Source organism: Pseudomonas sp. BIGb0164 (genome assembly GCF_024810135.1).
Classification (GTDB): Bacteria; Pseudomonadota; Gammaproteobacteria; order Pseudomonadales; family Pseudomonadaceae; genus Aquipseudomonas.
In genome coordinates this window covers 228,165-253,008 of the sequence record NZ_JANUEA010000006.1, presented here as the reverse complement: position 1 = coordinate 253,008, position 24,844 = coordinate 228,165, and the positions used below count along the sequence as shown (strand labels likewise).

The window sequence follows — 24,844 nt, the reverse complement described above, 5'->3', positions numbered from 1 at the left end:
TGGGTCAATGCGCCGCATCAATCCACGCTGGGCAGCCCAAAAAAGCGGCGGGCGCAGGCGGTGCTGTGCTGGGCCAGGTCTTCCACGCTTTCGTGGCGATGCAGAGCCACTTCGCGCAGTACTTCCACCAGATACGCCGGTTCGTTACGGCCGTTTTTCGGCTTGGGACGCAGGGTGCGCGGCAGCAGGTAAGGGGCATCGCTTTCCAGCATCAGGCGGCCCCGGGGAATTTCCCTGACCAGGGGGTGTAGGTGCGTCCCACGGCGTTCGTCGCAGATCCAACCGGTGATGCCGATATGCAAGTCGAGGTCGAGGTAGCTGAACAGCGCCTGTTGTTCCCCCGTGAAGCAATGCACCACGGCGGCGGTGAGGTGGTCGCGATAGTCCTTGAGGATCTCCAGCAGGCGCTGATTGGCATCGCGCTCATGGAGAAACACCGGCAGCTTCAGCTCGACGGCCAGGGCCAGGTGTTCTTCAAGGACTTTTTCCTGTTGAGGGCGTGGGGAAAAATCACGGTTGAAATCCAGCCCGCATTCGCCCACTGCCCGCACGCGAGGTTCGCTGAGCAAACCGCGCAAACGTTGGGCGCTGTCGCCGTTCCAATCGCTGGCGGAATGAGGGTGGATACCGGCCGTACTGAACAGGCGCTGGCCGCTTTCGTCGAGTTTCACGCTCAGTTCCAGGGCCTGTTCGCTGCCATCGACACTGGTGCCGGTGAGCACCAATTGTTGCACGCCGGCAGCATAGGCACGCTCGAGAACAGCCTGGTGCCTCTCGTCGAAACTGGGGTTGGTCAGGTTGACGCCGATATCAATGAGTTGCATGGTGCTACCTCCGCCTGCGGTCGGAAAGCATATCAGAGCTGTAGATTTATAAGAAAATCGAAGAACTACAACGAGTTATAGCTGTCTTTGAACGTCGCAAGTGACATTGCGTTTGGCTGACTGCCTTACCCTGTGCCACCGTTGCGCGCCTTGCCAGCGCATAAAGCGCTCTGTTTCTGACACCCAGCGTCTCGTTTTTCGCGAGGGCGTTGGCCAGTATTCTTTCCGGAGAGCGGATGATCCGACCCTCGGCGTTGCTTATGTTGTGCCTGACGTTATCGCTGCCCATGGTGGCGGTCGCGCGTCTGGACGGGCCGCTGGAAGTGACCAAGCCCGGCAAGGTGCGGGACCTGGCGCAAATCCGCTCCAGCCGCACTCTACGCGTGCTGGTCAACCAGAGCCGCAACAGCTCCGGTGAAATCCAGGGCCAGGCCATTGGTATCGAATACCACCGCCTGCGTGCGTTCGAGCAATACCTGAACGGCCACGCCCGTGATGGCGAAGAAATTTCCCTCAAGATCATTCCCAAGGCCAAGGATCAACTGCTGGGTGCGTTGGCCCGTGGTGAAGGCGACCTGGTAGCCCCCGGTGAGTTGCTGGATGTGAAGGCGGCGCACAAGATCAGCACCAGTGACCCGATCGCCAGCGATGTGCCCTTGTGGTTGGTGGGCGTCAAGGGGGAACGCCGGTTCACCAAGCTCGAGCAACTTTCCGGGCGTACCCTGGCGCTGACCACCGGCAGTGCGGCTGCGGACGCAATCAGCCAGGTCAACCAGAAGCTGGCCCTGCACAAGCAGCCGCCGGTAAAGGTGGAATGGGTCGACCCGACGCTGGCCGTTGAAGACGTGCTGGAGATGGTACAGGCCGGAATCTTTCACCTCACCATTGTCGAAAAACCGATAGCCGAGCGCTGGTCGAAGATCCTGCCCAAGCTGCGCTTTGACCGGCAGGTGGCGATCAGCGAGCCGGGCGACGAGTATTGGTTTGTCCGCCAGGACGCTTCGATGCTGCGGGCCAGCATCGACCGTTTCCTCAAGACGTATCGAACGCCGTCCGACCAGGATGTGGCCTTTCAACGCATCTACCGTCGCCTCTACCAGGTCCGCAACCCCTTGGCCCGGGCCGACCGCCAGCGCCTGGAAAAATTGCGCCCGGTCCTGCAGAAGCATGCCCGCGAGCAGGGCATGGACTGGCTGAACCTGGCGGCGCTGGCCTTCAAGGAGTCGGCGTTTGACCCGGGGGCGCGTAACAGTGGCGGACCGACCGGCCTGATGCAGATCACGCCGTCCGCAGCGCAGCGGGTAGGGGTCAACAATATCGAAAGTCTCGACAGTAATGTGCAGGCCGGTGCGCGCTACCTGGCGATGATCAGGCGCAAGTTCTTTGCCAGTCCCAAGCTGAACGAGCGTGAGCGCATGGCGTTTGTACTCGCCGCCTACAACATGGGGCCAGAGCGCGTGCAGGGTATGCGCGCAGAAGCCCGGCGCCGAGGGCTGAACCCCAATCAGTGGTTCTTCCAGGTCGAGCGTATTGCCATGGAGCAAGTGGGGATGGGCGGCGTCAGCTATGTTAATAGCGTGAACAAGTACTACTTGGCGTTTGATCGGGAGCGGGAGTCCCTGGAGCCGCCAGCGCCGAAAGTCGCCTCACGTAAGTAATCTAATTTGTCGATATGAATTAGGCATTTTTTCGGCTTTTATCATTGTTTAATCTGATTAATATAGCGGCCAACCCAACCCTACTTTGAAAAGGATTATCCCCATGAGCCCACTGATCAAAAGCATCCTGTCCACTCGCGCTGGCTATGGTCTGACGATTCTGCGCATTTTTGTCGGCATCATCTTCGCTGCCCACGGTTCGCAAAAACTCTTCGGCTGGTTCGGTGGCTACGGCCTCGCAGGGACTGCGCAGTGGATGGAAAGCATCGGCCTGGCGCCCGGTACCCTGATGGCGGTGTTGTCCGGTGGTACGGAGTTCTTTGCTGGCCTGGCATTGATCATTGGTCTGCTGGCTCGCCCTGCGGCGTTGGGTCTGACCATCCTGTCGGTGGTGGCGATCTTCTCTGTGCATATTCACAACGGCCTGTTCATGGCCAACAACGGCTATGAATTCGCCCTGGCCTTGCTTGGCGGCTCGCTGGCGGTATTGCTGGAAGGGGCGGGCAAGTTGTCTGCGGACCGTGCCATCAGCCACTGACACCTGCAGAAAAACCTGAAAAAGCCCGCCATGAGCGGGCTTTTTCGTCTCTCGGGATTCTTGACACTGGCCCACCGGCTTCTCTAGGATGCTGCTCATGCGCCGATTTAAACAGCTAATTGCGGGGCGCCAGCGGGACTCAATGCAGTCCTGACAGAAGCATGCACTCACCCCGAGGCAGGTTTCGAAATACCGCTAAAGCGCTGGTTCGGTGTTGCCTCTCACCTGCCCGCAGACTTTTGAGGCAGAGACACGACACGATGAATGCACTACGCCCCCTGATACGCCTGGCCCCGATCACCGCGGACCTGACTCAACGCAATCCTAAAATCCTGCTGGGTGGCAAGCACCAGCCGACGCTGTTGCGTTACCTGGACGGCTGGCCGCGTCGCAGCGGACGCCCTTCGGCCTTCCTGATCCAATTTGTGGAAGCGGGTGATTCTCTGGCCCGGTTTGCCAACAACAGCTTTGACCTGGCTGTGATCCAGGCCCCCAGCGCCTATGCGGCAGACGAAGTGATTGGACACTTGGTGCGCATCGCGCGCCAGGGGCTGATTGCCCGTCGCTGAGGGGTCAGTCAAAAGCCACGGGTGGCAAAGTGCGGCGACGGTTCTGGTACAGGAGCAGCGCCCAGGCAATCAGGCACAGCACCAGCGGTACGGCCGCGATCAGTACCAGCTTGATGATGAATTTCAGGCGCTGCAGTTCGGCGTAGGCCTCGACCTTCAAACCGTGCAATTCCATGGGCAAACGCAGCCGTTCTTTGTTGAGTGCTTGCAGTCGGGTGCTGATGTCAACCGACTGGGGAGTGAGCGTCACGGCTTGCGGGTGCAGCGTCTGCCACTCCCGTTCCGTTCGCTCAAGGCTTAGTTCCAGCTCACCCGCCTTTTCTCGGTAGTGTTGTTCAGCGGCCGCCCCCATGGCTTTCAACACGTGCAGTGTGTGGCCTGTCATTGATCGGGGGCGGATATCGGCAAGCGCTTCGGGAGCGGCCAGGTTGTCCAGTATATTGAGGGCAAACCTTATGTTGTCGTTGTTGCCTGGGTCATTCAGGGCGTCACTGAGCATGTCGGCGTCAGCCACGACGACGGCATGAATCTGCGAAGCTTTCTGCAATCCGGCAGGCAGTCCGCCGATACCGTCCGTGAATGCAGAGTAGGCCGGCCCCTCGATACGCGCGGCGATCACTGCGCGCTGGGCTTCGGGAGAGGCTTTATCGGCGGGCACGCTAATCCCAGCGATCACCCATCGGGATTGCGCTGAACCCTGGAGCAGCGGAGTGAAGCGGGTGCGGACTTTCTCGGCGCGCGCGAGTGCGCCAACGCTCGACATTGTCAGCGCGTTGACCCTTCCACTGCTGATGTCGTTGGCGTTTGTCGCTTCGCGAGGCAGCGCCAACAGGCCTTGGGGGATGGTATAGGTAGTGTCGACGAGTATCCCGTCCGTCTGCAGATGCACGCCCCAGCCAGCCAGCATTGAGCCGAACCTGGTCGGTGCGCCGCTTGACGGTTCGGTAAACACCACTATTTTGCCGCCGCCCAATACAAACTGATCGATCGCATACAGGGCCCGATCAGGCAGTTTTTCCGGATGGATGACCATCAACGTCTTGATGCCTTGAGGCATGCGCTCAAGGTGCGGCGCCAACTCCATGACATTGAAATGTCCCCTCAATTGCGTCAGCAGGCGCCCAGCGGATTTATTGATGGATACCCCTGAGAGCAGACCCACCGACCTGGGGTCGGGGTTTGACAGGTTTTGCAGCAAGTGGCCGATTTCATACTCGAGCAATGCTTCGCGATCACTGCTGAAGGCTTCGATACGTTGCGCGCTCTGGCCGGCGCGGGTGCCGATAAGCCCGAATAAACCGTACTGGTCGTCGAGGCCAAACAACCCTGCCTTGTAGGCATCTTCTGAAAAAGGAGCAGGGTGAATGATGTGCAGATTGATCCTGCCCGACGCCGCTTTTTCGTATTCCTTGAGCAGGTCCTCCACTCGCAGGCCAAAGCGTTTCTCAATGCTGCTTCGTTTGGGGTGCAGTTGATCGTTGAAAAAATACAAATCCACCGGACCCTCGAGCGTTGCTGCCAATTGGTGTGCGGCAGGCGACAACGTGTAAAGTTTTTCCTGTGAGAAGTCCCACCGAATATTCGGAATCTTGCCTATCCACACTAAGTTGAACGCCAGAAACAGCAATAGGATGACGATCAGTGTGATACCTGAGCGAAGAGCGGAATGCATAGCGTGCTTTCCTTGTCAGCGGTTTTTAGCGTTAAGCGTGACAGTCGCCGCAAATAGAAAGGCCAAGATCATGCTGATGAAATACAAAGTGTCATGCAGGGTAAGTTTTCCATAGCCGACAGTGCCAAAGCGTAATAGGGAGTCCAGGGTAGCCAGGCTATCGATCAACCAGATGGGGGCCTGGTGTTCAAGTGCGTCCAGGATTGAAGAAAGCGCGCAGGCCACAAGTAACAGGCAGATCGTCAATATGAAGATAACGGTTCTACGATGGGTCAAGGTGCAGATGAAACAGCCTACCGACAGATAACTCCCGGCCAATAGCCAACTGACCATGTATTGCGAAAAAATAACGGTGTTGTCCGCAGTGCCCAGCAAGTTGGCAGCTATTACGACAGGGAATGTCAGTGATAAGGCGATTGCGCTGATTACCCAGCCTGCCAGGAACTTTCCGATGACGTGCTCTGCCGGTGTAATGGGCAAGGCTTGCATCAACTCGAAAAAGCCGCGGTTGCACTCATCGGCCCATAACTGCATCGACAGTGCGGGTATCAACCACAGGTAAAGCCAGGGGTGAAACCGGAAGAAGGCCTGTAAATCGTTGCTTTCCTGTTCCAGCCACTGGTTTGTCAGTAGGCCCAACGCAGCAGATAACGCCAGGAAAACCGCGACATGCAGGTAGGTGCCTGGCACGCAGGCATAACGGATGAGTTGATGCTTGAAAATGACGGATACCTGTTTCAAAGCGGGCTTCCTTGACTCAGGTGATTAACGACATCGCTCAGGCGCCCGGGCTCCAGGCTGACCGCTGTTATGTTCCATCCCCGGCTGGCGATAAGTGCATTGATGGGTGGATAGATGGCATGCCCAGGCATGGCGAGCACGGTGACCGTACCCGGCGCGAGTCGGTTTTCTTCGATACCCGCGACGCCGGGTAGAACCGCCAGGGCCAACAGGTCAAGCGGGGTGTCACAGGCCAGGGTGATGGCTTGGGAGTGGCGAGAGTTGCGTTGCAACTGGGCCAGCGGCGCGTCGGCAACCAGGTGCCCGTCTGCGAGTACCAGGGCGCGGGTGCAGAGATTGGCCAGTTCGTCGCCATGGCGAGAGGTGACAATGACTGCCATTTCTTCGGCCAGGGATCGGATAAGCGTCATCAGCTTGAGTTGTTGGGTCGGCGTCAGTCCTGCGGTTGGCTCGTCAAGCAGCAACACCCTGGGATCGTGGAGGATGGCCTGGGCAATGGCCACCTTGCGTTTCAAGCCGAACGAAAGCGTGTTGATGGGGTAATCGAATACCGGCCATAACGCCAGGCGTGACGCTGCCATGTCTACGCGTCTGCGATGTTCCGCGCCCCTGAACCCGTGCACAGAGGCGATGAAGTTTAGAAAACCGTTGACTGACAGGGTGCAATGACAGAGGCCTGTATCAAGTTGGTAGCCAATCTGTTTCTTGGCTTGAACGGGATGGGAGCCGATATTGAATCTTTCGATTTTTATATGGCCGGTGGTGGGCTTCATGACCCCCGCCATCAAGTTCAGGAGTGTGGTTTTCCCCGCGCCACTACTGCCCAGCAGGCCTACACACTCTTGATGTTCAATGCAAAATGACAAGTCGCTGATTGCACGCTTCATACCCAGGGTTTTTGTCAGGTTGCTTATTTCTATCATTGTTCTACCAGGTGGGTGGGCTAGAGCATTTTAAGGGTGTAGGAAAAGTTGAAATATTGGTGATTTTCTCACGCGCAGTAGTGAGTGGTTTCGAATGAGAGTACGTTCAATTATTTGGCTTGAAAATGTACGTTGGCTTTTATAAGACAAGTCCTACGCTTGATTTGGATGTTCGCTGAAACAATTGAATTGCTCTGATGTTTATGGCGTGTCGATGATTTATCTGCTGTTTATGTAATGTCGCCCTTTTTACAGTGAGGCCTGTTTGTCATGATGCTTCTACGTACTCTTGTTCTTGAACGTGGTGGTCAAGATGCCCCCGTCAACGGTGCTTTGCTCTGTGGGTTTGCGGTTGCCCAGACCCAGTCCAACTATCTTGCCTATAGCCTCGACGAGGAGTTGGAACCGGGCAGTTCCAGGGTTTACATCGCCATGCTGCGCAAGAAACTCGAGCGGTATTTTTTAAGTGGGGTGGACTCCCGGGAAGACCTGCAAGTCGCCATGCAGGTGTTTAAACACATTCTCATGGTGGCTGCCGGATCAGGAGGCAAAGCGGGAGGTGTCGAGCCCCCCGTCCCGTATCACTTTATTGATTTGAAAGGCTGCAAACTGCCACCGGCGAGGCCTGAAGATCATCATTCGGTGATCATCAAGAAAGCCTTGGTAATGAAAGTGGTGACGTTGGGCATGTCCGCTCCTGTGCTGCCGGCGATCGAGAGTGCTTCGTTGATCGTGCCGTCCATTCGCTTCTCTTCACAAATGACCGCGGCCACCAAGGATGCAAGCGCGCCGGAATCCGCGCCGCAGCAACCTCCTGCGTTACCCACTGAAGAAGCGCCGCAGCCCGCCGACGTCGCAACGGCGCCGTTTGTAGAGCCGAAAAATATCGCGCAGATGGATCAAGCCGTGTTGGTTGAAGTCGACAGCACGCTGAGCAGCCTTGCTCGAGTTGCCCAGGAACTGACACAGCAGAAGCTTGCGATTACCGAGCGCGAGTCGATGCTGGAGCAGTGGCAGGCACGATTGCAGCAGGAGCAATCGCATGTTGAGAACGGCGCACGTGAGCAGGAGCAACGCGCAGCTGAATTGGATGCTCAAGCCTTGGCGATCAACCAGAAGGCTCAGGAACTGGCGCGAATGACGACACAGTTATCGCAACTGCAACTGAGCCTACGAAGTGTGCTGGGTGAACTGGATCAGTCTCTGCAGGCTTGAGGCGGCTCGGAACTGTTCAGCGGCCTGGCTACTTTCCTCGGTTCATTTATCATCAACCCCAGCCCGCCGACGCCAGGGCAAGAAGCCCTGGCGGATCGGCACCGTTGGACTTTGCCTGGGGATGCACGCGTTTGAGTACCAAGCTGATTACCAAAGAAGGTCATGAAGCGCTGAAAAAAGAGCTGGATTACCTGTGGCGCGAAAAACGTCCGGACACCACCCGCAAGGTGACTTGGGCAGCCTCCCTGGGGGATCGCAGTGAAAACGCCGATTACCAGTACAACAAGAAGCTGCTGCGCGAGATTGATCGGCGTGTGCGCTACCTGCGCAAACGCCTGGAAGACATGCGGGTCGTGGAGTACATGCCCGAGCAGGAGGGCAAGGTGTTTTTCGGCGCCTGGGTCGATATCGAAAACGAGGCGGGTGACACCAAGCGCTTTCGCATCGTCGGGTATGACGAGATTTATGATCGGATGGATTACATCTCCATCGACTCGCCCATGGCCAGGGCCTTGCTGCGCAAGGAGGTGGACGATGAGGCCATTGTGCAGACCCCCGGCGGCGAGGTGTGCTGGTGGATCACCGGTATCGAGTATGTGAAGTAACCCTTGATGGCCCGCGCACTGAAGAGTGCGCGGGCCATCATCGTTTCAACCTTCGCGCAGCACCGTCAGCGGGCTGGCATTCAACGCTCGGCGTGTGCCGAATACACCGGCCCCCCCGATCAGCACCGCTCCGATGACCGGCAACAGCAATAGCCACGGGTGAGGGTGCCAGGCCAGGTCAAAGGCGTAGCGGTACAACACCAGCGTCACCAGTTCAGTGCCCAGTGCGGCCAGCAGGCCGCTGACCGCACCCAGCAAACCGAACTCGATGCGCCGCGCCTTGACCAGCAGCTTGCGTTCGGCGCCCAGTGCCCGTAGCAGCGCACCCTGGCGGATCCGTTCGTCCAGGGTGGCCTGCAAGCCGGAGAACAGCACGGCCATCCCGGCGGCCAACACGAACAGCAGCACATACTCCACCGCCAGGGTCACCTGGGCGAGGATGCTGCGCAGTTGTTCCAGCAGTGCCTCGACCTGCAGGATGGTTACCGCCGGGAAGGCCCTGGAGAGGTCGACGATCTGTTGGTCATGGCCTGGCGCCAGGTAGAAGCTGGTGAGGTAAGTGGCCGGCAGGTCCTTCAAGGTGCCCGGCTGGAAAATCATGAAGAAGTTGGGCTGGAAGTTGTCCCAGTTGATGGTACGCAGGCTGGTCACCCGCGCTTCGCGGTTTTCCCCGCCCACGGTGAAGACCAGGTGGTCGTCGAGCTTGAGCTTGAGGCTCTCGGCGACCTTGGCCTCCACCGACACACCAGGTATTTCATCGCCCGGCTGCTGCGACCACCAGGAACCGGCTGTCACGACGTTGCCCGGTGGCAGGTCGGCGGCCCAGGTCAGGCTCAAATCGCGTTGCACCGCACGATCGCCGCTGGAGTCCTTGCTGACGATCTGCTGTACCGGCTCGCCATTGATGCTGATCAGCCGGCCCGGCACCACTGGATACAGTGGCGCCGATTGCGCTTGCACCTCCAGCAGGCGGGCGCCAAAGGCGTCCTTGTCGGCCGGCAGGATGTTCAGGGCGAAATAGTTGGGCGCGTCCTTGGGCAACTGGTTCTGCCAAGTGTCGAGCAGTTCGCCGCGCAATAAGGCAATCAACCCCATGGACAGCAGGATCAGGCCAAACGCCAGGGATTGGCCTGCCGCTGCCAGTGGGTGGCGCAGCAATTGGCCAAGCCCCAGGCGCCACGGCAAGGAGGCGCGCGCCAGCAGCCGTCGCAGGCTTTGCAACAGCAGCAGGAGCAAGCCGCCGAGAATCAGCGCGGCGATGACACCACCGCCCAGTAGGGCGAAGGTCAACACCAAGTCGAGGCTCAGGCGCCACATGATCAGGCCCAGGGCGAACAATGCCGCACCGTAGACCATCCAGGTGCTGGACGGGATTGGCAGCAGGTCGCGGCGCAACACCCGCAACGGTGGCACGCGGCCCAGCGCGGCCAGTGGCGGCAGCGCGAAGCCGGCGAGGGCGACCAGCCCGGTGCCGATGCCCGCGACGGCGGGCAGCAGCCCACCCGGTGGCACATCGGCTGGCAGCAGATCGTGCAGGAAATAGAACAGGCCAAATTGTGCCAGCCAGCCCAGCAGTGCGCCGGCGAGGCTTGCCAGCAGGCCCAGCACGGCCAGTTGCACGCTGAACAACAGCATGGCTTCGCGCCGTGACAGCCCGAGGCAGCGTAGCAAGGCACTGGCATCGAAGCGTCGGCTGGCGAAGCGGTTGGCGGACAATGCCACGGCCACCCCAGCCAGCAGCACTGCGACCAGGCTGGCCATGTTCAGGTAGCGTTCGGCCTTGCCCAGGGCGCCGCCGATCTGTTGGTTGCCGTCGCGTGAATCCTGCAGGCGCTGGTTGGCGGCAAGCCCTGGCTTGACCAGGTCGCGGTAAGTTTGCAGTGCTGTACTGCCCTGAGGTGCGCGCCACAGTTCGCGGTAGCTCACGCGGCTACCCGGCTGGACCACGCCGGTGGCGTCCAGGTCCGACAGGTTGATCATCACCCGTGGCGTGAGACTGTAGAAGTTGCCGGCTCGGTCGGGTTCGTAGGTGAGGATACGGGCCAGGCGCAGGGTCTTCATGCCGACATCAATGCTGTCGCCGACCTTCAGGTTCAGCGCCGTCAGCAGTCGTGCTTCCACCCAGGCTTCGCCGGGCTTTGGGCCGCCGCCAGGCGTTTCGGCCCCATAGGGTTCGGCGGCGCTTTTCAGTTCTCCACGCAGCGGGTACTGCTCGTTGACGGCCTTGATGCTCGACAGCTGAATGCCGCTGTCGGCAGCGATCACACTGGAGAACTCGACGATGCGTGCGTGATCCAGGCCCAGCTCGGTCCCGGATTTGATTTGCTCGGGGCGAGCGGGCGAGCTGCCTTCCAGCACCAGGTCGGCCCCCAGGAACTCGGTGGCGCGCAACAGCATGGCGCCGTTGAGGCGCGCCCCGAAGTAACCGATGGCAGTGCTGGCGGCCACAGCCACCAGCAAGGCGAAAAACAGCACGCGCAATTCACCGGCGCGGGCGTCGCGCAGCAATTGGCGCATGGCAAGGCTGAACAGGCGCAACAGCGGCAAACGTGCCATCAAGGCTCCAGGGGCGCGACCATCAGGCCGGCTTCAAGGCGGATCAGGCGTCGGCAACGGTGGGCCAGGCGCTCGTCGTGGGTGACCAGCACCAGGGTCGTGCCGCTCTCTTTATTGAGTTCGAACAGCAGGTCGCTGATGCGCTCGCCGGTGTGGCTGTCGAGGTTGCCGGTGGGTTCATCGGCAAACAGCACGTCCGGTTCGGCAGCAAACGCCCGCGCAATCGCCACCCGTTGTTGCTCTCCACCGGAAAGCTGGCGCGGCGAGTGGGTCAGGCGTTGCCCCAGGCCCACGCGCTCAAGCAGGTGCCGGGCGCGCTCGCGGGCGTCCGGGCGGCCGTCCAGCTCCAGCGGCAGCATGACGTTTTCCAGGGCGTTGAGGCTGTCGAGTAACTGGAAGGATTGAAAGACGAAGCCGACGTGCTCGGCACGGATGCGCGCGCGCTGGTCCTCATCGAGGGTACTCAAGGCCTGGCCGGCGAGGGTGACTTCGCCGCTGCTGGGCAGGTCGAGGCCGGCCAGCAGGCCGAGGAGGGTGGATTTGCCGGAACCGGAACTGCCGACGATGGCCAGGCTGTCGCCCTTGTTCAGTTCCAGGCTCAGTTCGTGCAGGATAGTCAGTTCACCTTCCGCGCTGGGAACCACTTTGCTAAGGTTCCGCGCGGTGAGAATGCTTGCGCCCATGGAGAATCCGATGCGAATGTGGTTTTTGAGTGCTGGCCTGGCCTTGATGTGCATGGCCCAGAACGCAGCGGCGGGTACAGTCCTGATCGTTGGCGATAGTATCAGTGCCGGTTTCGGCCTGGATACCAGCAAAGGGTGGGTTGCACTGCTGGAGCAACGGCTCAAACAGGAAGGTTTCGACGATAAAGTGGTCAATGCTTCCATCAGCGGTGACACCAGTGCCGGAGGCCTGGCGCGGCTGCCGGCGGCACTTGCAGAGCATAAACCCGAAGTCGTGATCATCGAGCTGGGCGGCAACGATGGCCTGCGTGGCCAGCCACCGGCGCAATTGCAACAAAATCTTGCTTCGATGATTGATCGCTCCAAAGCCATCGGCGCCAAGGTGTTGTTGCTGGGGATGCAGTTGCCACCCAATTACGGCCCGCGCTACACCCACGCGTTTGCCGAAGTCTATGGCACCCTGGCAACGGAGAAAGACGTGCCGCTGGTGCCGTTTTTCCTGGACGGCATCGGTGGCCATCCGGAGTTGATGCAGGCCGATGGGCTGCACCCCGCCGTCGGTGCCCAGGGCAAGTTGCTGGAAAATGTATGGCCGTCGCTAAAACCGCTGCTATGACGCTTTTCTACCGGCAGGCTTTCGGCTAAGGTGGCGCCCCCCCGATCTGGAGCCCCCGATGTCGCGTCCTGCCTGGTCCCTGTTCAACTACCAACTGATCGAGCCTGACGAGCAGTTGGATCTGTTCGCCTGCCAGGAAGTCCGGGTGCATCTGGTCGCGCGTCAACTGGAGCTGGGTGGCTCGATTGACCGCACGCTCTGCGGGACGTTGCTGCCGGCCCAGCCGCGCTGGTCATCGGTGGATCGCTCGATCTTCCAGGACCAGCGCCTGTGCCCCCTGTGCCGGGCGATTCTCGAGTCCCAGAAGCGCGGCACGCCGCCGATCTGGCCGGAGCTGCGCTTCGAGCTGTAACGCCGCCTGCGGGGTGCTTGAAGCTCGCTTCGCGTATACAATCAACTTTTCCCTACCCGTCGTTCTGCGAAGGATTTTCCGGATGTTGTCGCGCCTTTCCGTCGTTACCTGCTGCCTGTCTCTTGCTGCCCTTTGCGCCGCAGGTTCGGCAGCAGCCTTGCAGTTGCCTTTGCCGCCGCCAGGTGAAGATATCGTCGGTCAGGTCCAGGTGATCAAGGCCAAGTACGAAGATACCTTTGCCGACCTTGGCACCACCTATGACCTGGGTTATTCGGAGATGGTCGCGGCCAACCCGGGCGTGGATGCCTGGTTGCCCGGCGCGGGCACCGAGATCGTGCTGCCGACCCGCTTCATCCTACCGCCCGGCCCGCGCGAGGGCATCGTGATCAACCTGGCGGAGTACCGGCTCTACTACTTCCCCAAAGGGCAGAACGTGGTCTACACCTTCCCGTTGGGCATTGGCCGTGAGGGTTGGGGTTCGCCGATCGCCCACACCAGCATCATCGCGAAGACACCGAACCCGACCTGGACGCCACCGGCTTCGATCAAGGCCGAGCACGCCGCCAATGGCGATCCGCTGCCCAACGTGGTGCCTGCCGGTCCGGACAACCCGCTGGGCCCGTTCAAGTTCACCCTGGGCACGCCGGGCTACCTGATCCACGGCTCCAACATGAAATTTGGTATCGGCACGCGTACAAGCCACGGCTGTTTCCGAATGTTCAACAACAATGTGCTGGAAATGGCAGGCATGGTGCCGGTCGGTACATCGGTGCGCATCATCAACGATGCGTACAAGTTCGGCAGCAGTGGTGGCAAGGTGTATCTGGAAGCGCATACGCCGCTGAATGATGATGGCACGCCGTCGGTGGTCGACAAGCACACGGCCGTCATCAACGCGCTGCTCAAGCGTGAAGACCTGGCCAATAACCTGCGGGTCAACTGGGACCAGGTGCGTGATGTGGTCGCGGCTGAAGACGGGTTGCCCACGGAAATCGGTGTGCCGGGCGCAGCTTCGGTCGCCGCCAGCGCACCGATCGACCTGCAGCAGTAACGCTGTTCGATCAACAGCCCGCTACGGCGGGCTTTTTATTACCCGCGATCCAGGTACAAACGCGAGGCAATAAAAAAGCCGACCCATAAATGGATCGGCTTGATAACAACCCCGAGGGATTATTACTTGCGGCTAGCTTTTTCAAGCATGCGCAGAGCGCGCTCGTTAGCTTCGTCAGCAGTCTGTTGTGCTTTTTGAGCAGCAGCCAGAGCTTCATCAGCTTTACGGTAGGCTTCGTCTGCACGAGCCTGGGAGCGAGCTGCTGCGTCTTCAGTTGCAGTCAGACGAGCTTCGGTTTCTTTGGAGACGCTGCTGCAACCGGTAGCCAGAACTGCGGCCAGAGCCAGAGCAGAGAATTTCAGAACGTTGTTCATCGTGTTCCCCTTCAAGGACTTTCTATTAAGTGGCTACTTTCTCAGAGTGAGCTGATAGCCGGCGTACATACTACTCATTACTTGTAGTAAGTAAACTGACGTAGCGCAAGAAGCAAAAAAAATTCTTGCGCCGAATCTATTTTGGCTAATCTTTTGGAGGTTTGTATAAAAACCGTCCAATTTTTTTCATCTTGCCGGGAACTGGATCCAGCCTGAGAGGTCCGGCCGGCATGTGTTAAGCCCGGTAGGTAGGTGAAGATTTATATATCGACGCTGACACTTAGGGTTGGCCTGGCTTTACCTTGCCTGGCATCTTTTGCGCATGTAGAGGTGACTTTAAGAGCGGCAGTTCGTCTCAAGCTTCAACTGCCGGCAATGTTCAGGCTATCGGTCATCGATTGATCGGAGCCCTTTGTGTAACCTCCAGCGGCAGGGGATGACAAGCGCGCCTTGAGCTATTGCTGTAATGGTGCCTACTATTCCCTACGTGCTGGTTGTGAGCGCTATAGGTTTTCTCGTTGTCGAAACCGGCACGGGGTGGCGTAGATGTTCCTTCGCCGGAAAAACATCGGTAAGGTAGGGGTCGAAATACAAGACCCGCGAGGAGTAGTGATGAGCGAGGCGTTGTCCATCCACCATGACCAGGCTGGTCATCAGTTCGAGACCAATGTGGACGGTCATCGTGCCTATCTGACCTATATGGACCTCGGTAAACAGACCCTGGATATCTATCGGACCTTCGTGCCCAACGCACTGCGAGGCCGTGGCATTGCAGCGGCATTGACCGAGGAAGCCCTGAAGTTCGCCGAAGAGGCCGGCTACACGGTGATTCCTTCGTGCTCTTATGTCGAACGCTACATGGAGCGCCATCAGCGCCATGCTGCCAAGCTGTAAGGCTTGAGACAGCACCCTGAAAAACGCCGGGCATTGCCCGGCGTTTTTGTGTGCGCAGCGTGTACTCAGGTGCGTTTGCGCTTGGGCAGAACGTCCTTGAGCTTGGCGTGCATGCTGCGCAGGGTGTTTTCGGTGGCAGACCAGTCGATGCAGGCGTCGGTGATCGAGACACCGTACTGCAAGTCGGCCAGGTCTTTTGGAATCGCCTGGCAACCCCAGTTCAGGTGGCTCTCGACCATCAGGCCGATAATCGACTGGTTGCCTTCCAGGATCTGGTTGGCGACGTTTTCCATCACCAGCGGTTGCAGGGCCGGGTCCTTGTTGGAGTTGGCATGGCTGCAGTCGACCATGATGTTCGGCTTGATCTTGGCCTTGTTCAACGCCTGCTCGCACAGCGCAACGCTGACCGAGTCATAGTTGGGCTTGCCGTTGCCGCCGCGCAGTACTACGTGGCCGTAGGCGTTACCTTTGGTCGTGACGATGGACACGCCACCTTCCTGGTTGATCCCCAGGAAACGGTGCGGGCTGGAGACCGACTGCAGTGCGTTGATCGCCACGGTCAGGCCGCCGTCGGTGCCGTTCTTGAAGCCCACGGCCGAGGACAGGCCGGACGCCATTTCACGGTGGGTCTGGGATTCGGTGGTACGGGCGCCAATGGCCGACCAACTGATCAGGTCCTGCAGGTACTGCGGGGAGATCGGGTCGAGGGCTTCGGTGGCGGTGGGCAGGCCCATCTCAGCCAGGTCCAGCAACAGTTGGCGACCGATATGCAAGCCATCCTGGATCTTGAACGAGTCGTCCAGGTACGGGTCGTTGATCAAGCCTTTCCAGCCGACGGTGGTGCGCGGCTTTTCGAAATAGACGCGCATCACCAGGTACAAGGTGTCGGACACTTCTGCCGCCAGCACCTTGAGGCGCTCGGCGTATTCGTGGGCGGCCTTGAGGTCGTGGATCGAGCAAGGCCCGATGACGACGAACAGGCGGTGGTCGGTGCCGTCGAGAATGTCACGGATGACTTCGCGGCCCTTGGTGACGGTCTGCAGGGCAGCGTCGCTCAGGGGGATTTCGCGCTTGAGCTGATCGGGCGTGATCAGGGTCTCGTTGGATTCGACGTTTAGGTCATTGATCGGTAAATCAGCCATCGTGTTACTCGTCAGGGTCACGGGTGCCGGCCGCCAGCCATCCCCGTGCGGCGGAGCACAGCATGATTTGAATGCAGGGGGAAGGAACCTTAGCGCGTAACACGGGCCCGCGACAATGGGCAAAGCCCGCTTTAATCCAGCGCTGGCGCCACAAAGGCTTCGTGGGAGAACTCGCCGGCATGGCGCGAGACCCACTCCCGAGCCAGGGCTTCGAGTTGCTCGGGGGTGGGATCGGCGTCTTCATGCTGGCGGCAATAGCGCTCCATCCGGCATGCTTGCTCACCCATCCGCGCGCCGAACAGGGCATGCTCATCGGTAAACGACACGCCGACGCGGTAGCCGTTTTCTACCTTGCGGCACCACGCCACATAGCCTGGGTAGCGCGCGCTGGCGCCCAATGAGGGGATGTGCAGATCAACCGCCGTGCCTTCGCGCCAGGCACGTGGCCAGTGACAGGCGATACCGCCCAGGCCGATAGTGTGCAGGCGTTGGCGGGGGAGGGCAGGTGAGGGACGTTGGATTAACTCGACAGCGACATCATCAGGGTGAGGTAAAAAACGACCCATGTACACGGACTCCGAGCACCGTCCAATTGACGGCGGTGGCAGCAGTATAGTGAAGGAACTGGAATTGACCGACCTGGATATTGACCAGCAATTGCTGGGATTGCCAGGTATTTCGCTCGTGGTGTTCACCAGTGCGGGGTGTTCCAGTTGCCGTTGGGCGCGCCGGCAATTGCCAGGCTGGCATTTGCCGGTGGATCGCGTGTGCTGGGTGGATGCCGGGCACAACGGCGGTGCAGTCGAACGCTACCAGATCTTTCATTTGCCCGCGTTGTTCCTCGTGTGCGAGGGTCAGTTCCTGGGGCAATTACAGACATGCCTTACGCCGTCCGACCTTACCGCCGCCCTGAACCAGGCACTCACCCGTACACCAGAGGATTTGCCATGACTGCAGTTGCACCCAAGTCACCCCGCATTGGCATCATCGGCACCGGCGCCATCGGTGGGTTCTATGGCTTGATGCTGGCGCGTGCCGGGTTCGATGTGCATTTTCTGTTGCGCAGCGAATATGCGGCGGTCAGCGAACACGGTTTGCATCTCAACAGCACCGTGCACGGGGCTCTGCATTTGCACCCGGTGCAAGCCTATGCCCACGCCGCCGACATGCCGCCATGCGACTGGCTGCTGGTAGGCACCAAGTCCACCGGCAATGTGGACCTGGCGCCGACCATCGCCCAGGTCGCGGCACCGGATGCCAAGGTGGTGCTGTTGCAAAATGGCCTGGATGTAGAAGACAGCCTGCGTGAGCACCTGCCGGCCTCGCTGCATCTATTGGGCGGTCTGTGCTACATCGGCGCGCACCGCTCCGGCCCTGGCGTCGTCGAGCATCAAGCGTTGGGCCGGGTCAATCTCGGCTATCACAGCGGCACGGCAGCCAATGATGAGTTCCGGCAGAAAGCCATTGTCGAAGAGGGCGCTGCGCTGTTTCACACGGCAGGCATCGAGTCCCAGGCCATGGCCAACGTGCATCAGGCACGCTGGCACAAGCTGGTGTGGAACGTGCCTTATAACGGTCTCTCTGTGTTACTGGGCACGGGCACGACCGCGATGATGGCGGATGAGTCCAGCCGCGAACTGATCCAGGCGCTGATGGCTGAAGTGGTACAAGGTGCCCACGCCTGTGGCCATGAAATACCTGCGAGCTACGCTGAGCAGATGTTCGCCATGACCGAGACCATGGATGACTACCTGCCGAGCATGTACCACGACCACGTGCACAAGCGCCCGCTGGAATTGGCCGCCATTTACGCGCGACCACTGGCCGCCGCCAAGGCCGCCGGTTGCGAATTGCCGCGCATGCAGGCGCTTTACCAGGCCTTGAGTTTTATTGATCGGCATAACCGCTGAGTCGGAGGGATGCGCCATGGCGAAAGGATTGGGCGACAAGTTGGTGCTGGCGATTTCGTCACGGGCGTTGTTCGACCTCAGTGACAGCCACAAGGTCTACCTCGCGCAAGGCGTCGAGGCTTACCGCAAGTACCAGATCGATCACGAGGAGGAAACCCTCGAGCCCGGTGACGCCTTCCCGCTGGTCAAGAAACTGCTCAGCCTCAATGCCAGCCTCGGCCGTGCCCGAGTCGAGGTGGTACTGGTGTCGCGCAACAGCGCCGACACCGGCCTGCGCGTGTTCAATTCGATCCAGCATTACGGCCTGGATATTTCCCGGGCGGCGTTCGTCGGCGGCCGCAGCCCCTATCCTTATCTCGCCGCCTTTGGTTGCCACCTGTTTCTTTCCACCCACGCTGAAGACGTGCGCAGTGCACTGGATGCCGGTTTTGCCGCGGCAACGATTCTCTCGGGCGGCGCACGCCGGGCCTCGAGCGAGGAACTGCGCATTGCGTTCGATGGCGATGCGGTGTTGTTTTCCGATGAGTCCGAGCGTGTCTACCAAGAGGGTGGGTTGGCCGCATTCCAGGCCAGCGAGCGGGAGTCGGCGCGCCAGCCTTTGCACGGCGGTCCGTTCAAAGGGTTCCTGGCAGCGCTCAACCTGTTGCAGCGTGAGTTCCCCGACGAGGCCTGCCCGATCCGTACCGCGCTGGTGACGGCGCGCTCGGCGCCGTCCCATGAACGGGTGATTCGCACCTTGCGCGAATGGGATATTCGCCTGGACGAATCCTTGTTCCTGGGCGGGCTGGAAAAATCTGCATTTCTGGAGGCGTTTGCCGCCGATGTGTTTTTCGATGACCAGGCCGGTCATTGTGAGAAAGCCAGGGAGGTGGTTGCCACCGGGCATGTGCCCCACGGCATCAGCAACGAGCTCAAGCTCCAGTCGCCAAGCTAAGTCAGTCGAACTCGGCGAGGCGCTGCTAAGCTCATTTCATCTCCGCCATCCTGGCCTTCCAGGGGGTTCTATGATCCGTTCGATGCTGTACGCCACAGACCTGGGTCTGTATGCGCCTTATGTCATGCAACATGCCCTGGCGCTGGCGCGAACGTTCAAGGCGGATTTGTACGTGATTCATGTGGTGGAGCCGATCGGACTGTTCGCCGAATCGGTGTTGCAGAGCTACCTTGATGAGAAGGCCTTGAGTGAATGGCAGACCCAAGGGCTGACCACGGTCATGGCGACAATCGAACAGCGGGTGCTGGACAGTTTTCGCGAGGAGTTGGGGGAGGGGGAGCAAGACTTGAAGTTGATCCGTTCGGTACGGGTGATCCAGGGGGATCCGTGCGAGGTGATTCTCGACCAACTGCGCAAACTTTCGGTCGACTTGCTGATCGTAGGTAGTCATAGCCATGCGACCGCTGCCGCTACACCGTTGGGGCGCACCGCCGCCCGGGTGTTGCAGTTGTCTACGGTGCCGGTGTACCTGGTGCCTTCGTTGCAGCGCCGGCGCAGCGACGATACATGAATGGTAATAAACGATAAAAAGTTCTAGATTTATCCATCTAACCTTTAATATAGTTATATACCGTCGCTGATACCCGTGGCGTCTATCTGCTTTGAGGGATACATATGAAGCTTCAACAACTGCGCTACATCTGGGAAGTGGCGCACCACGACCTCAACGTTTCCGCTACCGCTCAAAGCCTCTACACCTCGCAACCCGGTATCAGCAAGCAGATCCGCCTGCTCGAAGACGAGCTGGGTGTCGAAGTGTTCGCGCGCAGCGGCAAGCACCTGACCCGTGTCACCCCGGCCGGTGAACGCATCATCACCACCGCTGGCGAGATCCTGCGCAAAGTCGAAAGCATCAAGCAGATCGCCCAGGAATTCTCCAACGAGAAGAAAGGCACCCTGTCCATCGCCACTACCCATACCCAGGCACGTTATGCGTTGCCGCCGGTGATCCGTGATTTCATCAAGCAGTACCCGGATGTGGCGCTGCACATGCACCAGGGTTCGCCGATGCAGATCGCCGAGATGGCCGCCGACGGCACCGTGGATTTCGCCATCGCCACTGAAGCCCTGGAGCTGTTTGGCGACCTGGTGATGATGCCGTGCTACCGCTGGAACCGTTGTGTTGTCGTGCCGCAAGGTCACCCATTGGCCAAGCTGCCGAAGCTTACCCTGGAAGCCTTGGCTGAATACCCGATCGTGACCTACGTGTTCGGTTTCACCGGCCGCTCCAAGCTCGACGAAGCCTTCAGCCATCGCGGCCTGACGCCCAAGGTGGTGTTCACGGCTGCCGACGCCGACGTGATCAAGACCTATGTGCGCCTGGGCCTGGGCGTGGGCATCGTCGCCAAGATGGCGGTCGACACCAACCTCGACAAAGACCTGGTGGTGCTCGATGCCAGTGAACTGTTCGAATCCAGCGTGACCAAGATCGGTTTCCGCCGTGGCACTTTCTTGCGTGGCTTCATGTGCGATTTCATCGAGAAATTCGCGCCGCACCTGACCCGTGAAGTCATGGCCAAGGCGATCCAGTGCCACAACAAGCAGGAACTGGAAGAACTGTTCGATGGCGTGGAACTGCCCGTCCACTGATAACACCTTGTAGGAGCCGGCTTGCTGGCGATGACGATGGCATGGCGGGCAAATAAATCGCCGGTCACACCGCCATCGCCGGCAAGCCGGCTCCTACAGGGGGATCACTATTTGGCCTCGGTAATCGCAAAGAACTGCCGGGCGCCCGCCACCAGAATCTCGACCTCATCCCCTTCGAACTTGCCCAGCAAGCCTTTGCCCAGGGGCGAGCGCGGGGTGATGACGGTCACCGGTTGCCCCACTACGTCCACTTTCAAACCCGCTGCATCGGGGGCCAGGAACAGCCACTGTTGGCGACCGTTCTCGTCCTCGAGGCCCAGCAGTGCGCCGATTTCGATTCCCCGCTGATCATCGTACGCGCGCAGTTGCAGGTTCTGGCACAGCGTCAGTGCCTGCTTGATCTCTTCGACGCGCCTGGCCTGTCCGGCTGCGAGATAGGAGGCTTCCAATCCCAGCGTGTCGTACTTGTTTTCCGCGATGTTCTCTTCGTGGGTCGCGGTTTCGTAGGCGGTCTGCGCGGCGCGTTGGGCGATATCGAGGTCGATGCTGAGCTTTTCCAGGATCAACTGGAGGACGGCGTGTTTATTCATGGTCATCAATCGCAGAATTGCAGGACATTGGCTCGGGTCTTTTCGTTGGGGGCGTTCTGGTCCTGTTGCAGCCAGAACTGGCATTTGGGGTTGGACAGGTTGCGCGCATTGCTGCGGGCCTGGTCCAGGGCTTGCTGTTGTTCCTGCTTCTGCAGGTTCTGTTGATACTGCTCGAACATGCGGTTCGGCGGCTCGGCTGGCGCAACCGCCGGCTTGCCCAATTGCTGCACTGCCTGGGCCACCGGTGCCAGGCTTTGCGGGAACAGGTAGCGAGACGCCAGCCAGGTGCTGAGCACGATGGCGACAAACCCCAACCAGACGCCAAACGCGATAGCGACACTGAGCTTGAACAGCGACAACGGACGATCAGACATGACGGCCTCCTGGCAGGCATTTGCGGCGTGGCGGCGATTGTCGCACAGCCACCGTGCAGAATAATCGCGATCAAGCCTTCTGCATCGGGGCATTTATGCGGACAATCGAGCCTTTGATCGTTGGAGCCCGGAATGAAAGCCCGCTGGGATATTTTTTGCAGCGTCGTCGACAACTACGGCGACATCGGCGTGACCTGGCGCCTGGCCCGGCAACTGGTGGTGGAGCATGGTTGTGACGTGCGCTTGTGGGTTGATGACCTGCGGGCCTTCGAGCGCATGTGCCCGGAAATCGATGTGCAGCGGGATACGCAATGGCAGGAGGGCGTTGAAGTGCGCCACTGGCCGGCTGAATGGCCCGGGACCGCGTCCGCCGATGTGGTCATTGCTGCATTCGCCTGCCAACTGCCTCCCGACTATATGGAAGCCATGGCTGCGCGCGAACGTGCGCCGTTGTGGATGAACCTGGATTACCTCAGCGCCGAAGACTGGGTGGTGGGGTGTCATCGCCTGCCATCGGTGAAGTTCAAGGGCGTGCAGAAGTACTTCTTCTTTCCCGGTTTTCGTGTGGGAACGGGCGGTTTGTTACGTGAGACGGGCCTGTTGGAGCAGCGTCAGGCGTTTCAGCAAGATGGCGCCGCGCGTCAGCAATTCCTGCAATCCTTGGGCGTGTTTCCTGCGCCGGATGCGCGTTTGATGTCACTGTTTGCCTATGAAAATGCAGGGCTCGCCAGTTGGCTGGACGTGTTGGCGACGGACGGGCGCGCCACTCATCTGCTGGTTCCGGAAGGGCGCATCCTGGGTGATGTGCAGCGCTGGCTGGGCGTTGAGGGGCTGGTAGCGGGCGATATCCACGTGCGCGAGGCCCTGACCGTGCAGGTGCTGCCGTTCGTGCGCCAGGAACAATACGACCGTCTGCTGTGGAGTTGCGAGTTCAACGCGGTGCGCGGTGAAGACTCGTTCGTGCGCGCCCAGTGGGCCGGGCGCCCGCTGTTGTGGCACATCTATCGGCAGGACGAAGACATCCACTTGGACAAGCTCGATGCGTTCCTGGCGCTCTATACCGCTGCGTTATCCCCGGCCGCGAAGGCTGCACTGATCGCGCTCTGGCAAGCCTGGAACACGGAGGGCGATATGGCACAGCCGTGGAAAATGTTGCTGGAACACTGGCCGGAGGTGAGCCTGCACGCGCAATCGTGGTGTCTGGAACAAGGCTTGCAGGCCGATCTTGCGACGGCGCTGGTACAGTTTTATGAAAGTTGGATATGATACGCCACCTTGAATTTTGTAAATCCCATCCAAATTTCGGATATATGCAATGAAAACTGGTAAAGAACTGAAACCCGGTACAGTGATCCGTCTCGAAAACGACCCTTGGCTGGTTCAGAAAGCTGAGTTCACCAAGTCTGGTCGTAACAGCGCAATCATGAAGACCAAGCTGAAGAACCTGCTGACCGGTTACAAGACCGAGATCGTTTACAGCGCCGACGACAAACTGGACGACGTGATCCTCGACCGCAAAGAAGCGACCCTGTCCTTCATCAGCGGCGACACCTACACGTTCATGGACACCACCGACTACACCATGTACGAGCTGAACGCTGAAGATATCGAAGCCGTTCTGCCGTTCATCGAAGAAGGCATGGAAGACGTTTGCGAAGCTATTTTCTTCGAAGAGCGCCTGGTTTCCGTAGAACTGCCGACCACCATCGTGCGTAAAGTGGCCTACACCGAAGGTTCCGCTCGTGGCGACACTTCGGGCAAGGTCATGAAGCCAGCCAAGCTGAGCAACGGTACCGAGCTGCAAGTTGCCGACTTCATCGAAATCGACGACCTGATCGAAATCGACACCCGTGAAGGTGGTTCGTACAAAGGTCGCGCCAAGAAGTAATTCTGGCCCTGCCGATACGATAAAAAGCCCGACCTAGAGTCGGGCTTTTTTGTGGACGTCACTTTTACTTCAGGTGCTGCTTGAGCTCATCCGCGGCTTGGAGCAGGGCTGAACGGACTGCCGGTACCTGGCTGACCACGTTGAGCAAACCGTAGTCGTGGATCATGCCGTTGTAGCGTACGGCGGTCACCGGCACACCGGCTGCGTCCAGCTTGCGGGCATAGGCTTCACCTTCGTCACGCAGCACGTCGGCGCCGGCGGTCTGGATCAGCGCGGGCGGCAGGCCCTTTAGCTGGTCCGTGGTGGCCCGCAATGGCGAGGCGTAGATCTCGGCGCGTTGCTTGGCATCGGTGGTGTAGTTGTCCCAGAACCACTTCATCATGTTCCGGGTGAGGAAGTGCCCTTCGGCATATTGGTTATAGGACCCGGTGTCGAAGTTGGCGTCGGTCACCGGCCACAGCAGCAACTGGAACTTGATCGCTGGCGTGCCCTTGTCCTTGGCCATCAGGCTGACCACCGCCGCCATGTTGCCGCCGACACTATTGCCCGCGACCGCCAAGCGCTTGCCATCGACGTTGATCTCTTTACCGTGCTCGGCCACCCATTTCGTGGCGCCGTAGGCCTGGTTGATCGCCACCGGGTAATGCGCTTCTGGCGAAGGCGTGTAGTTGACGAATACCGCCGCCGCCCCCGAACCCACGACCAGGTCCCGCACGAGGCGTTCATGGGTCGGGTAATCCCCCAGCACCCAGCCGCCGCCATGGAAGAACATGAACACGGGCAATGTGCCCTTGACCCCGGCCGGACGCACGATGGTCAGGCCCAGGGGCTTGCCATCGACCTGGATGGTCTTCTGGCTCACATCCGCCTGTGGCAGCGTCAGCCTCACACCGGCCTGGGCGCCGGCCAGTACGGCACGGGCGTCCTGTGGTGTCAGTTGCTCCATCGGTTTACCGGTACCTGCGTTCAACACATCCAGGAAGGCCTGAGTGTTGTGCTCGACATCACCGGTTGCAGCAAACGCGCTGGTGATGGACAGGGCGAGCAGGGTGCCGGTGAGCGCTTTACCAATTGTGTTCATTGTT

At 59.8% G+C, this 24,844-nt stretch carries 28 protein-coding genes; 16 read left to right on the top strand and 12 right to left on the bottom strand.

Annotation, left to right across the window (positions count from 1 at the left end; translation table 11 throughout):
* Positions 1-17 precede the first annotated feature (17 nt).
* Positions 18-824 carry a TatD family hydrolase gene (locus tag M2394_RS17895; protein ID WP_259173342.1) on the bottom strand — a complete coding sequence of 269 codons (807 nt, stop codon included), beginning with the start codon at positions 822-824 and terminating at the stop codon, positions 18-20.
* A gap of 236 nt (positions 825-1,060) precedes the next feature.
* Between M2394_RS17895 and M2394_RS17890 the strand changes: the two genes are divergently transcribed.
* From M2394_RS17890 to M2394_RS17880, 3 genes are all read left to right on the top strand, one after another.
* Positions 1,061-2,482, top strand: coding sequence for a transglycosylase SLT domain-containing protein (locus M2394_RS17890; RefSeq protein WP_259173341.1), 1,422 nt, complete (start codon positions 1,061-1,063; stop codon positions 2,480-2,482).
* Positions 2,483-2,585: 103 nt separating this feature from the next.
* The gene (locus tag M2394_RS17885) at positions 2,586-3,020 is read left to right on the top strand and encodes a DoxX family protein (protein WP_178924956.1); all 435 of its coding nucleotides are present in this window, start codon (positions 2,586-2,588) and stop codon (positions 3,018-3,020) included.
* A 260-nt stretch (positions 3,021-3,280) separates the two neighbouring features.
* A complete protein-coding gene (locus tag M2394_RS17880; protein ID WP_259173340.1) occupies positions 3,281-3,589 on the top strand; it encodes a class I SAM-dependent methyltransferase in 309 nt (102 codons plus the stop codon).
* 4 nt (positions 3,590-3,593) lie between these two features.
* Here the strand turns inward: M2394_RS17880 and M2394_RS17875 are convergent, their stop codons facing one another.
* The 3 genes from M2394_RS17875 to M2394_RS17865 are packed head-to-tail and all read right to left on the bottom strand — an operon-like array spanning position 3,594 to position 6,925.
* Positions 3,594-5,261 carry a Gldg family protein gene (locus M2394_RS17875; RefSeq protein WP_259173339.1) on the bottom strand — a complete coding sequence of 556 codons (1,668 nt, stop codon included), beginning with the start codon at positions 5,259-5,261 and terminating at the stop codon, positions 3,594-3,596.
* A gap of 15 nt (positions 5,262-5,276) precedes the next feature.
* The gene (locus M2394_RS17870) at positions 5,277-6,002 is read right to left on the bottom strand and encodes an ABC transporter permease (RefSeq protein ID WP_259173338.1); all 726 of its coding nucleotides are present in this window, start codon (positions 6,000-6,002) and stop codon (positions 5,277-5,279) included.
* Positions 5,999-6,925 (bottom strand): ABC transporter ATP-binding protein, encoded by a 927-nt coding sequence (locus tag M2394_RS17865; RefSeq protein WP_178924962.1) that lies wholly within the window; start codon positions 6,923-6,925, stop codon positions 5,999-6,001. Before M2394_RS17865 ends, M2394_RS17870 begins: the two co-directional genes overlap by 4 nt.
* Positions 6,926-7,195: 270 nt before the next feature.
* On the opposite strand from M2394_RS17865, the gene M2394_RS17860 reads away from it, so the two are divergent.
* Positions 7,196-8,140: a hypothetical protein gene (locus M2394_RS17860; RefSeq protein WP_259173334.1), complete on the top strand. Its 945-nt coding sequence runs from the start codon at positions 7,196-7,198 to the stop codon at positions 8,138-8,140.
* A 131-nt stretch (positions 8,141-8,271) separates the two neighbouring features.
* On the top strand, positions 8,272-8,745 hold the full coding sequence (greB, locus tag M2394_RS17855; RefSeq protein WP_178924966.1) for a transcription elongation factor GreB: 474 nt from the start codon (positions 8,272-8,274) through the stop codon (positions 8,743-8,745).
* A 45-nt stretch (positions 8,746-8,790) separates the two neighbouring features.
* Here the strand turns inward: greB and M2394_RS17850 are convergent, their stop codons facing one another.
* The gene (locus M2394_RS17850; RefSeq protein WP_259173329.1) at positions 8,791-11,301 is read right to left on the bottom strand and encodes an ABC transporter permease; all 2,511 of its coding nucleotides are present in this window, start codon (positions 11,299-11,301) and stop codon (positions 8,791-8,793) included.
* A complete protein-coding gene (locus tag M2394_RS17845) occupies positions 11,301-11,984 on the bottom strand; it encodes an ABC transporter ATP-binding protein (protein WP_259173328.1) in 684 nt (227 codons plus the stop codon). The genes M2394_RS17850 and M2394_RS17845 overlap by 1 nt, the downstream gene beginning before the upstream one ends.
* Positions 11,985-11,994: 10 nt before the next feature.
* On the opposite strand from M2394_RS17845, the gene M2394_RS17840 reads away from it, so the two are divergent.
* The 3 genes from M2394_RS17840 to M2394_RS17830 all read left to right on the top strand — a co-directional run bounded on the left by M2394_RS17840 (position 11,995) and on the right by M2394_RS17830 (position 14,003).
* Positions 11,995-12,600 (top strand): arylesterase, encoded by a 606-nt coding sequence (locus tag M2394_RS17840; protein WP_178924972.1) that lies wholly within the window; start codon positions 11,995-11,997, stop codon positions 12,598-12,600.
* A 58-nt stretch (positions 12,601-12,658) separates the two neighbouring features.
* Positions 12,659-12,952: a hypothetical protein gene (locus tag M2394_RS17835; RefSeq protein ID WP_016972348.1), complete on the top strand. Its 294-nt coding sequence runs from the start codon at positions 12,659-12,661 to the stop codon at positions 12,950-12,952.
* Positions 12,953-13,034: 82 nt separating this feature from the next.
* On the top strand, positions 13,035-14,003 hold the full coding sequence (locus M2394_RS17830; RefSeq protein WP_176998262.1) for a L,D-transpeptidase family protein: 969 nt from the start codon (positions 13,035-13,037) through the stop codon (positions 14,001-14,003).
* 122 nt (positions 14,004-14,125) lie between these two features.
* Here M2394_RS17830 and oprI read toward each other — a convergent pair whose 3' ends face one another.
* Positions 14,126-14,377, bottom strand: a complete 252-nt coding sequence (gene oprI / locus M2394_RS17825) for an outer membrane lipoprotei OprI (RefSeq protein WP_003172710.1) — start codon at positions 14,375-14,377, stop codon at positions 14,126-14,128.
* Positions 14,378-14,989: 612 nt separating this feature from the next.
* Between oprI and M2394_RS17820 the strand changes: the two genes are divergently transcribed.
* The gene (locus M2394_RS17820; RefSeq protein WP_003189869.1) at positions 14,990-15,271 is read left to right on the top strand and encodes a GNAT family N-acetyltransferase; all 282 of its coding nucleotides are present in this window, start codon (positions 14,990-14,992) and stop codon (positions 15,269-15,271) included.
* A gap of 65 nt (positions 15,272-15,336) precedes the next feature.
* Here the strand turns inward: M2394_RS17820 and M2394_RS17815 are convergent, their stop codons facing one another.
* Both M2394_RS17815 and M2394_RS17810 read right to left on the bottom strand, forming a co-directional pair.
* Positions 15,337-16,413: a 3-deoxy-7-phosphoheptulonate synthase gene (locus tag M2394_RS17815; RefSeq protein ID WP_010211874.1), complete on the bottom strand. Its 1,077-nt coding sequence runs from the start codon at positions 16,411-16,413 to the stop codon at positions 15,337-15,339.
* 131 nt (positions 16,414-16,544) lie between these two features.
* On the bottom strand, positions 16,545-16,979 hold the full coding sequence (locus tag M2394_RS17810; RefSeq protein WP_178924974.1) for a PilZ domain-containing protein: 435 nt from the start codon (positions 16,977-16,979) through the stop codon (positions 16,545-16,547).
* Between M2394_RS17810 and M2394_RS17805 the strand changes: the two genes are divergently transcribed.
* The 5 genes from M2394_RS17805 to cysB all read left to right on the top strand — a co-directional run bounded on the left by M2394_RS17805 (position 16,978) and on the right by cysB (position 20,907).
* A complete protein-coding gene (locus tag M2394_RS17805) occupies positions 16,978-17,364 on the top strand; it encodes a co-chaperone YbbN (RefSeq protein ID WP_178924976.1) in 387 nt (128 codons plus the stop codon). The two genes, M2394_RS17810 and M2394_RS17805, sit on opposite strands and share 2 nt — an antisense overlap.
* Positions 17,361-18,323: a putative 2-dehydropantoate 2-reductase gene (locus M2394_RS17800; RefSeq protein WP_259173313.1), complete on the top strand. Its 963-nt coding sequence runs from the start codon at positions 17,361-17,363 to the stop codon at positions 18,321-18,323. Before M2394_RS17805 ends, M2394_RS17800 begins: the two co-directional genes overlap by 4 nt.
* 16 nt (positions 18,324-18,339) lie before the next feature.
* Positions 18,340-19,257: a 5'-nucleotidase gene (locus M2394_RS17795; RefSeq protein ID WP_178924980.1), complete on the top strand. Its 918-nt coding sequence runs from the start codon at positions 18,340-18,342 to the stop codon at positions 19,255-19,257.
* Between the two features lie 70 nt (positions 19,258-19,327).
* Positions 19,328-19,828 carry a universal stress protein gene (locus M2394_RS17790; protein ID WP_178924982.1) on the top strand — a complete coding sequence of 167 codons (501 nt, stop codon included), beginning with the start codon at positions 19,328-19,330 and terminating at the stop codon, positions 19,826-19,828.
* 104 nt (positions 19,829-19,932) lie between these two features.
* Positions 19,933-20,907: an HTH-type transcriptional regulator CysB gene (gene cysB / locus M2394_RS17785; RefSeq protein ID WP_003189876.1), complete on the top strand. Its 975-nt coding sequence runs from the start codon at positions 19,933-19,935 to the stop codon at positions 20,905-20,907.
* 107 nt (positions 20,908-21,014) lie between these two features.
* On the opposite strand, the gene M2394_RS17780 is transcribed toward cysB, so the two are convergent.
* Both M2394_RS17780 and M2394_RS17775 read right to left on the bottom strand, forming a co-directional pair.
* Positions 21,015-21,497 (bottom strand): transcription elongation factor GreAB, encoded by a 483-nt coding sequence (locus M2394_RS17780; RefSeq protein WP_178924984.1) that lies wholly within the window; start codon positions 21,495-21,497, stop codon positions 21,015-21,017.
* Between the two features lie 5 nt (positions 21,498-21,502).
* The gene (locus M2394_RS17775; protein WP_176998255.1) at positions 21,503-21,871 is read right to left on the bottom strand and encodes a hypothetical protein; all 369 of its coding nucleotides are present in this window, start codon (positions 21,869-21,871) and stop codon (positions 21,503-21,505) included.
* A gap of 132 nt (positions 21,872-22,003) precedes the next feature.
* Between M2394_RS17775 and earP the strand changes: the two genes are divergently transcribed.
* Both earP and M2394_RS17765 read left to right on the top strand, forming a co-directional pair.
* On the top strand, positions 22,004-23,137 hold the full coding sequence (gene earP, locus M2394_RS17770) for an elongation factor P maturation arginine rhamnosyltransferase EarP (protein WP_259173307.1): 1,134 nt from the start codon (positions 22,004-22,006) through the stop codon (positions 23,135-23,137).
* A 49-nt stretch (positions 23,138-23,186) separates the two neighbouring features.
* Complete coding sequence (locus M2394_RS17765) at positions 23,187-23,759, top strand: elongation factor P (protein ID WP_003172723.1); 573 nt, start codon at positions 23,187-23,189, stop codon at positions 23,757-23,759.
* 64 nt (positions 23,760-23,823) lie between these two features.
* Here M2394_RS17765 and M2394_RS17760 read toward each other — a convergent pair whose 3' ends face one another.
* The gene (locus tag M2394_RS17760) at positions 23,824-24,840 is read right to left on the bottom strand and encodes an alpha/beta hydrolase (protein WP_259173304.1); all 1,017 of its coding nucleotides are present in this window, start codon (positions 24,838-24,840) and stop codon (positions 23,824-23,826) included.
* Between the last annotated feature and the right edge of the window lie 4 nt (positions 24,841-24,844).